Below are 4,049 nucleotides of genomic sequence, written 5' to 3' on the forward strand. Positions count from 1 at the left end.
ATTTCGGGAAAGAACCTGCCGAGCGTCGAGGCGATCAGCACCCAGTAAAACACGTTGCCGAGGACGCTGCCGATCCAGTAGCCAAAGGCCGACAGAAAGCCGACGTAATCGCCAAAGCCAGCTTTGGCGTAAGCAAACACGCCGGCGTCGATATCCGGCCGCTTTTCCGCGAGCGCCTGGAACACGCGCGCCAGCATGTACATGCCGGTGCCTGCGATCGCCCAGGCGATCAGCGCGCCGAAGGGGCCGGTGGCCGTCGCGAACCGGCCGGGCAGGTTGAAAATCCCGGCCCCCACCATCGAGCCGATGACCATGGCGGTCAGCGAGGAGAGCGGCATTTTTTGCACTTCAGACGAACTCATCGCGAGCCTTCCCCAACGACCATTTCTCGATTTATCGAATGCTTTTCGCTATCGGGCGGCGTGTGATAGCGCGAAGATGAAGGCCCAAAAGCCCGGCTAGCCGCCGAAACCGGCCCGCGAATAAGTATAGCCGCCTGCGTCGAGATTGAGCTTGCGTTCGGCCAGGGGCTGGAAAACGCGAGCAAGCGTATAGACGGCCATGCACCAAGCGATGATCGCGCCTAATGAAGCTGTCGCTATCGCGAGGTTTCTAAGGAGAAAATAAATGCCTGCGCCGCTCATCGAGCCGATAAAAAGCGCAAGCAACAAGAACAGGTGCAACCTGTTCTTTGACAAGTTCGCCATGGTGGACGTTTTCCCTAAATTTTTACTTTTTTAGTGGATCAAATCCACTTTTGTAGATCGAAATATCACTGGAAAAAATTTGATGTCAAGCTCCAAAATTCCTTTTCTTAACTTTTCGCACTGCACATCAATTCTGCGAAAATTCTGAAGGACGGCCTTGCGGTTCTAAACCCTTGGTGACGTTTAGGCTGTTGTCGACGCCTCGCCGCGCGACCGACGCCGCTTCGCTACCTGAATCAGAGGCCGAGGGCGGAAAAATCCAGCTTGCTGTCACGTAATGGCGGACACCAGTAGTAGCCCCCGGTGATTGGCCGCGAGAAACGGAACAGCGCATCGGCGATTCCGTCGTCAATCCCAGCCATATGTTTCATCATGCGCTCGAAAGCATCGAGCGTCGCGCAATAGGCGATGAACTCGAGGCCCTTGTCTCCGGCCGTGGCATAGGGCAGCGACCTGCGAACCATGAAGGCCGTCGGTTGGTAAAGCTCCTGCGCCGTGCGCTTGACATGGGCGCATTCCGGCGCGTCCTCGATCTCTCCATTGTCCTTGATGCGCCGCCCGATCATGGCGTCGCGCTCGTCGGGCGAATGGGCGCCAAAGCGCGCCAGATCATGCGACCAGCGCTGGACGGCGACGAAGCTGGAACCGGCCAGACCGCTTTCCTCGCCGGCAATGGCGACTGCGACGCTTTCCTTTACGCCCGGATTGGCCGTGCCATCTTCATAACCGGTCAGGTCGCGACCGCCGGAGTAGCTGAAAGTATCCATCGCATCGTCGAGGATAAAATCCGGGGCCAGAGCAGCGACAACTCGCTCGGAGAGGTCGAAAATCGCGCTACGATCCTCGGCGCGCAGGTTCACCCAAAAGGCCTGCTGCGTCGAGGGAATGGCATAGGGCGAACCGGTCAGCGCCGGAAAAGGCCGGAGCCCCTCGACCGCATGGCCGAGACTTCGCGCCAAAATCTCGCCACAGCCGATGACCATGGCTTTTTGGTCGAACACGTCACGCAGGCGGCGAAGGCCTGCGGCGGGGTCGGACTCGAGGCTGAGCCGAAAGGTCAGCGACCTGCCATTTTGCAACGGCGCCGCGAGAATGGAAGGCTGAGGGACGAGGGACAAGTTCGATCTCCGATCTCGCGGCTGCCCAAGCGTGTCGATAGACGCCAGCGCAAACGCTTCAGCACTTACCGTGCTAGCATCGCTAGCGGCGGCGCCGTCAAGCGCCGGTCGCCGGCGGTGCGGCCACGGCGCCGGCAAGGGCGTTGCGAAGCGCCGTTTCCTTGGCGTCGTTGAGGGAGGTTTTCAGCACGATGCCGCCGAAATCCTTGATCTGCTCCAGCACCTTGTCGGGGGTGAATTCCTTGATGAGCACGAAGAGGGCGGCGCTGCCGGGCTGGATGCTTTCGGACAGTTGCTTGATGAAGGCGTCATTGATGCCGAAGTCGGTCAATGCGCCGCCGAGCGCGCCGCTCGCCGCGCCGACAGCCACGCCCAGCAGCGGGTTAAGGAACAGCACGCCGACCAGCAGGCCCCAGAAACCGCCCGAAACGGCGCCGACCGCCGTCGTGTTGACGACCTGATGCAATTGGATCTGCCCGTCGAGGGATTTCGTCGCTATGACGGCGTCCGCAAGCTTGATGATATATTCCTTCTGCAACTGGAACAGGCGCGCGCGCACCTCTTCCGCTTTTTCCTGGGTGGGATAGACAATGACGACGAGATCTGACAACGGAAAACTCCATGACTGGAATGATTAAGCTGCGCAGCAGCATTTCGCGGGGAACGCCCTTTTTCAAGGGTTAGCTAGAACTTGACGACAAGAACGATTTCCAGGATCAAAATGGCCAAAAAGCTGACCGTCCCCTGTCCGTTGTCCGCATCGCGCAAGCCTAACGGGCACACTAAGAGGGGCGTTGCCCTATCAGCGTTGAAAAATTTTCGTTAGATTGGGTAACGAAGAATAGCGGCGAGGTCGCCACCGCCTGGGATGTCGGCCCGACGGCCGGCGAGAACCTTCGCGCCGCTCTGAAACGCCCGGCGGGCGATTTCATCGACGATGCCGTAATTGACCGCATCTGCGTTTTTGGCGAACTCCACCGCGCCGGTCTCCTCATCCACCGTTCCCGGCACGACGACGTCCATGTCGACGATCAGCGTGTCGATTGCCCCGAAGGTCGCCGCGCGGGCCGCCTGGGCGACATCGCCGGTGGCGCGGCCCTGCGAGCTACGCAACGCGAACAGATCAGAGAGCGCCGCAATTTCTCGCGCGTAAATCCTGTCGAGAATCGACCGCGCCGCGACCGCGAGCTCGTGCTCGGGCGTGCGGTCCGCGCTGCCCGCAATGACCTCCTCGGCGACATGCGGATAGTTCGATACGTTGCGGAAGATCGAGGCAAGCGGCTCGGATGCGGCGACGATCAACGGGCGCTCATTTCCGCTTAACACCGGCCGCAGCGCTTCGTCCACGGCGCGCGAATAGCGCGTCAAAATCGCATGCTCGCTGGTTTTCTCGCCGCTCTGCATATCGCCCGAACGGGCTAGATGGCTGCGCCTACCGATCGCTGCATTGGCGTTTCTCGGCATCCCCGGCACTTTTTCCTCATGTGGCGGCAAATCGGCTGACACCTCGATAAACCGGACGTCGTCGATGCTGATTGCCAGCACGTAGGCGTCATGTGGGAAGGTCACGGCGCGAATCAGCGGCTTCAAAAAGAAACGGTCCGACACTTCTGCGACATTGGTCAGCTTATTCGGCAGACGAAAGGTCTTGATACGCTCGGGCGTCACAAAAACCGCAAGGCTGTTCGCCTGATAAACCCAAAAATCATCGTCATCGATCAAGGCGCCGACGCTTTCCTCGATCGGCAAGATCGCTCGCTTGTCCAAGCCCGCCTCGGCCATTTCAGCGACTGCCGACTTCAGGAGGTTCTTGAGCTCGATCCTGTCGGCCTGGGCATCCTGAGTTAGCGGCGTGGTGCCCAGATAGAACGTCACGGCGGGCGAACTGCGATAGTTCGCTAGCTTTTCGATCTCGGCGCGGGTCGGAAGGTCTATATGCAGCAAGGAAAGCTCCGTAGGAAAAAGTCGTCGCTGGACGGCAGCGGCGCGGAAGGAGGATAAATCGCACGCAGGACTAGTCGCAATAATTAGAAAATACAACCCGCAATCTTAACTATTCTGGAAAATATTTTGCGCTTTCGATTCCGACACATCCCCCGTCATTTTTGACGCATGGATGACTGAATTTTCCACTTGACCCAAACGCAATTTGAGCGGATTTCGTCGGACGCGGCCTGCCTTCGGACGACAGCGTCAGCGTCGGCGTCGAGAGCTTTTGGGATGC

Annotated in this window: 5 protein-coding genes; all 5 read right to left on the reverse strand. The window is 59.2% G+C overall.

Translation table 11 applies throughout. The annotated features are described in order from the left end of the window. On the reverse strand, window positions 1–362 hold a 362-nt coding region (locus QZY01_RS11625), incomplete at its 3' end, for an amino acid permease (protein WP_294537323.1). A 96-nt stretch (window positions 363–458) separates the two neighbouring features. Beyond that, window positions 459–707, reverse strand: a complete 249-nt coding sequence (locus QZY01_RS11630) for a hypothetical protein (protein WP_294537326.1) — start codon at window positions 705–707, stop codon at window positions 459–461. 236 nt (window positions 708–943) lie between these two features. After that, complete coding sequence (locus tag QZY01_RS11635) at window positions 944–1,825, reverse strand: Dyp-type peroxidase (protein WP_294537329.1); 882 nt, start codon at window positions 1,823–1,825, stop codon at window positions 944–946. A gap of 97 nt (window positions 1,826–1,922) precedes the next feature. Next, on the reverse strand, window positions 1,923–2,435 hold the full coding sequence (locus tag QZY01_RS11640) for a DUF1269 domain-containing protein (RefSeq protein WP_294537332.1): 513 nt from the start codon (window positions 2,433–2,435) through the stop codon (window positions 1,923–1,925). Between the two features lie 212 nt (window positions 2,436–2,647). Then, the gene (locus tag QZY01_RS11645; RefSeq protein WP_294537334.1) at window positions 2,648–3,769 is read right to left on the reverse strand and encodes a hypothetical protein; all 1,122 of its coding nucleotides are present in this window, start codon (window positions 3,767–3,769) and stop codon (window positions 2,648–2,650) included. Window positions 3,770–4,049 lie beyond the last annotated feature (280 nt).

The organism is uncultured Rhodoblastus sp., assembly GCF_903903185.1.
Classification (GTDB): Bacteria; Pseudomonadota; Alphaproteobacteria; order Rhizobiales; family Beijerinckiaceae; genus Rhodoblastus.